The organism is Pseudomonadota bacterium, from assembly GCA_039815145.1.
Lineage (GTDB): Bacteria > Pseudomonadota > Gammaproteobacteria > Steroidobacterales > JBCBZW01 > JBCBZW01.
In genome coordinates this window covers 1-3887 of record JBCBZW010000243.1, presented here as the reverse complement: position 1 = coordinate 3887, position 3887 = coordinate 1, and the positions used below count along the sequence as shown (strand labels likewise).

General features: G+C 66.8%; 4 protein-coding genes and 1 pseudogene. 4 read left to right on the top strand and 1 reads right to left on the bottom strand.

Annotated elements, in window-relative coordinates; translation table 11 throughout:
* From psaB to AAF184_25120, 4 genes and pseudogenes are all read left to right on the top strand, one after another.
* Positions 1–233 (top strand): annotated as a pseudogene (gene psaB / locus AAF184_25135) (photosystem I chlorophyll a apoprotein A2).
* Positions 229–717 carry an isochorismatase family cysteine hydrolase gene (locus tag AAF184_25130; protein MEO0425641.1) on the top strand — a complete coding sequence of 163 codons (489 nt, stop codon included), beginning with the start codon at positions 229–231 and terminating at the stop codon, positions 715–717. Before psaB ends, AAF184_25130 begins: the two are co-directional and overlap by 5 nt.
* Positions 714–1634: a DMT family transporter gene (locus AAF184_25125; GenBank protein MEO0425640.1), complete on the top strand. Its 921-nt coding sequence runs from the start codon at positions 714–716 to the stop codon at positions 1632–1634. Before AAF184_25130 ends, AAF184_25125 begins: the two co-directional genes overlap by 4 nt.
* A 79-nt stretch (positions 1635–1713) precedes the next feature.
* Entirely contained in the window at positions 1714–2235 is a 522-nt protein-coding gene (locus AAF184_25120) for a peptidylprolyl isomerase (GenBank protein ID MEO0425639.1), read from the top strand.
* Between the two features lie 41 nt (positions 2236–2276).
* On the opposite strand, the gene AAF184_25115 is transcribed toward AAF184_25120, so the two are convergent.
* Positions 2277–3887: tetratricopeptide repeat protein (locus AAF184_25115; protein MEO0425638.1), on the bottom strand; the 1611-nt coding region annotated here is incomplete at its 5' end.

Below are 3887 nucleotides of genomic sequence, written 5' to 3'. Positions count from 1 at the left end.
TTATCTTTTTATGGATTTCCGGCATTCTTTTTCATGTGGCCTGGCAAGGCAACTTTGAGATATGGATTAAAGATCCGCTGAATACATCACCCATTGCCCATGCCATTTGGGACCCGCAGTTTGGACCGGCTGCCATTGACGCGTTTACCCAAGCAGGGGCTGGTAACCCAGTTGATCTGTGTTACTCGGGGGTTTATCACTGGTGGTACACCATCGGGATGCGCACCAATGGCCCAGCGCTTGCTCGATTGCTTTCGGTCGCTGAACGCCCTGGTGGTCTACATCACGCTCGGGCCGACGATGGCCGACTACAGCGACGCGCCCGCGCACCTGCGCAAGTGGTTCGAAGCCACCCGCAATCACGTCGGGCGGCCGGAGCACGAGATCGTGCCGGCGCTCGCCCCGCACCCGGGCGACGTGGTGCTGAACAAGACCACCATCGGCGCCTTCGGCTCCACGGCCATCGACAGCGTGCTGCGCGCCCGCGGCATCGAGGAGATCGTGGTGACCGGCGTCTCCACCAACAACTGCGTGGGCATGACGGCCATGGAAGCGGCCGATCGCCAGTACGGCGTAGCCCTGGTGAGCGATGCCACGGGCACCTGCAGCGACGCCATGCAGGACGCCACGCTCACGAGCTTTCGTCGCCTGTGGGGGCGGGTGGCTAGCACCGATGAGGTGATCGCGGAGATGAAGAGCGCTGTGACCGCTTCTTGAGCGATGGAAGGCGTGAGGCGCCCACTCGCGGGCTGCTCGCCGGCGTCGTCTTCGTCATCGCCGGCGCGGTGTTGCTCTCCTTCAAGGGCATCGTCGCCAAGCTGATGTACGCCCAAGGGGGCGATCCCGTGACCGTCTCGGCCGTGCGCTCCGTGCTCGCCGTGCCGGGCTTCTGGGCCTGGGCGCTGCTGCGCGTGGGCCCCAAGCGCCTGTTCGCCGTGCCGCCCGCCATCCTGCTGCCGGTGATCGGCGTGGGACTGCTGAGCTACTACGCGGGCGCCATGGTCAACTTCTACGCCCTGACCATGATCGACGCCGCCCTCGAACGCATGCTGCTGTTCACCTACCCCCTGCTGGTGGTGACGGCGCTCGCGCTCATCGAGCGCCGACTCCCGGGGCGACGGGTGCTGGTGGCGATGGCGGTGACCTACGGCGGGGTGGTGCTGGCGGTGGGCGGCCTAGACGCCACCCTGCTGCAGGCCAACGCCCTCGGCGCAGGCCTGACCTTGCTGTCAGCTGCCGGCGTCGCCGCGTACTACATGGTCAACGCGAACGTTAGTCAGAAGATCGGCAGCCAGACCTTCACGGTGTACGCCATGACCGCTGCGGGCGTCGGCATGGGTGCGCATCTGCTGTTTACCCGCAGCTTCGCGGACCTCGCGGCCCTGCCCACCGAGTTTTGGACCTTGATGGCCTTCATGGTGGTGGCGGTGACCGTGCTGCCGCTGTTCCTGATGGGGGTGGGGATCGCCCGGGTGGGGGCGGCGCGCGGCAGTCTCATCAGCGCGATCGGCCCTGCGGCCACCGTGTTCGCGGCCTACCTGGTCCTCGGTGAGACGCTCACGCTCGCGCAGGTGGTGGGCAGTGGGCTGATCGTGGCCGGGATTCTCGTGTTGGAGGCGCGCCGCCGGGCCTGAGGCGCCCCCCGGTCACTCAGTCGGCGGCTTTTCGCTACAATCCTCCGCCGGCAGTCACGCCCCACGAACGGAGTAGCGCATGAGCAACCCAGTTGCCGTCTTCGACACCAGCGAAGGCACCTTCAAGGCCGAGATCTACCTCAAGGAAATGCCGATCACGGGTCAGAACTTCGTCGACCTCGCCAAGAGCGGCTTCTACGACGGCCTGCATTTCCACCGCGTCATCCCGCGCTTCATGCTGCAGTTCGGTTGCCCCCACTCTAAGGATCCGAACTCCCCTCGCGCGGGCACCGGCGGCCCGCCCCACGGAAGCATCGACGATGAGTTCCTGGAGGACGCCAAGTTCTCCAACGAGCCTGGCACCCTCAGCATGGCGAACACGGGCCAGCCGAACAGCGGTGGCTCCCAGTTCTTCATCAACACCTCCGCCAACACCTTCCTCGACTGGTTCGACACGCAGACCGAATCGAAGCACCCCGTGTTCGGCAAGGTCACGGAGGGCATGGACGTGGTGAAGGCGATCGAAGGTCACGGCAGCAGCAGCGGCAAGACCGACAAGCCCTTGCGCATGAACAGCATCACCATCGAGGAAGCGGAGTAGCTCCTCGCCCGCCCGTCTAGCGCCGCCGAGTGCGGCGCCGGCTAGTTCGCCAGCTGGCGATACTGATCCGGCAGGGGCCGCGCGCCCCAACGGGCCTCCTCTGCGGTTCGCGCCACCTGCGCGATGAGTTCGCTCGAGGCATCGCGGTCGCCCGATGCCTCGAGCACGGCGGCACGCGCCACCGCTTCGGAGAGCGCCGCTTCGAACACGCCTAAGGCCGTCGCCTGTTCGCGCACCTCATCGAGGATAGCGAGCGCCGCCTGCGCATCGGCGTCGGGTCCGTCGTTTCGACACAGGGCCAGGCGCGCCATCGCCCGCAAGCGGTACACGCCGTGCTCCTGTCCCTCAGCCCTCGCGTCGAGCTCGCCACACGCCTCGCGTCGTGCCGAGGGCGAGTGGTGCAGGTCGAAGTTGGTGTTCTCGATGGCGATGGAGAGAGCGAAGTAGGCGGCGCCCTCGTCTAGGGCGGCGCTGGCGGCGTCGAGGTGCTCACGGGCTTGCTCGAGCTGCCCCCGCTGCGCGGCGATGCGCGCCAGCACCACCTGCGCTTCGGCCACGCTGGCGCTGAGGCCGAGGTTGGAGAAGGTCTTGGCGATCTCGCTCATCGCCCCGTGCGCAGCGGCGAGGTCACCGCCGAAGAAGTCGTTCATGGCGAGTTCGTAGGACGCTTCGAGGGCGAGGTTGCCTTCGGGGCGTTCCACCGCGTTGGCCTTTGCCTGCTCCATCAGCTCGCGGGCGAGGTCACGCTTGCCCTGTCGCAGGGCGATCTGACCGCGCCGATAGGGCAGCCAGGCAATACCGATGCGATCGTCGACCTCGCCGAACACCACCTCCGCCTGGTCGATGATCTCCAAGGCTTCGACGTAGCGACCGAGCTTGAAGAGGGAGACGCCGATGTTCTCCAGGGCGATCGCGTAGCGCTTTCGGTTACCGCGCTCGAGTTGATAGGCGGCGGTCTGCTGCTTGAGGGCGAGTCCGCGGCCGAGCCAGCCGTGCAGATCGTAGGCCACGGCGAGGGAGTTGTGCGAGGCGGCGAGCTGCGGCTCGTTACCCATGGCCTTGGCGAGGCCTACCGATTGTTCCAGATAGCCGAGGTAGCCCTCCATGTTGGCTTCGGCGTACTCGTGGCTGGCCAGTTGGCGCAGGATCTCCGGTTCGCGTGATTGGATGTTCAGGCGCTGAAAGATCTCCCGCGCCTCCAGGAATACCCTCGGATTGTAGTTGTCATCGCAACGACCGCTCGCGACCAGCGCCTCGGCGAGGGCGTAGTCGTCGGCCTGGGCGGTGGCCTTCTCGCGGGCCGTCGCGGTGAGCGCGAGGCAGCGCGCGTAGTCCCCCACGTTGTACCAGTACCAAGCCTCGGAGAGATCGATCCGCGGGTCCTCGCCCGCTGGGGCGGGCAGGCGGCGTGCGGCGGCGATCTGCGCCTCGAAGCCATCGCCGTCATCTTGACTGGCCAGGCTCTCGGCCAGGGCGAGGTGATAGTCGAGGTTGTTGGGGTGGAACTCCTTGAGCGCCGAGAACACCTGTTTGGCGCGGGGCCAGTCTTCGCTGCGCTGGGCCAGCTGGGCCTCGAGCTCGAGCTGGCGTTGGCGCGAGAGGGGGCTGGCCGCGCGGAAGGCGCGTGCCGACTCGTTCACCGCGTTGCTGGC

What these genes read in the sequence shown, in the direction of transcription:
- AAF184_25130 (MEO0425641.1), top strand. Translation starts at nt 229, where the DNA reads ATGGCCCAGCGCTTGCTCGATTGCTTTCGGTCGCTGAACGCCCTGGTG.
- AAF184_25120 (MEO0425639.1), top strand. Translation starts at nt 1,714, where the DNA reads ATGAGCAACCCAGTTGCCGTCTTCGACACCAGCGAAGGCACCTTCAAG.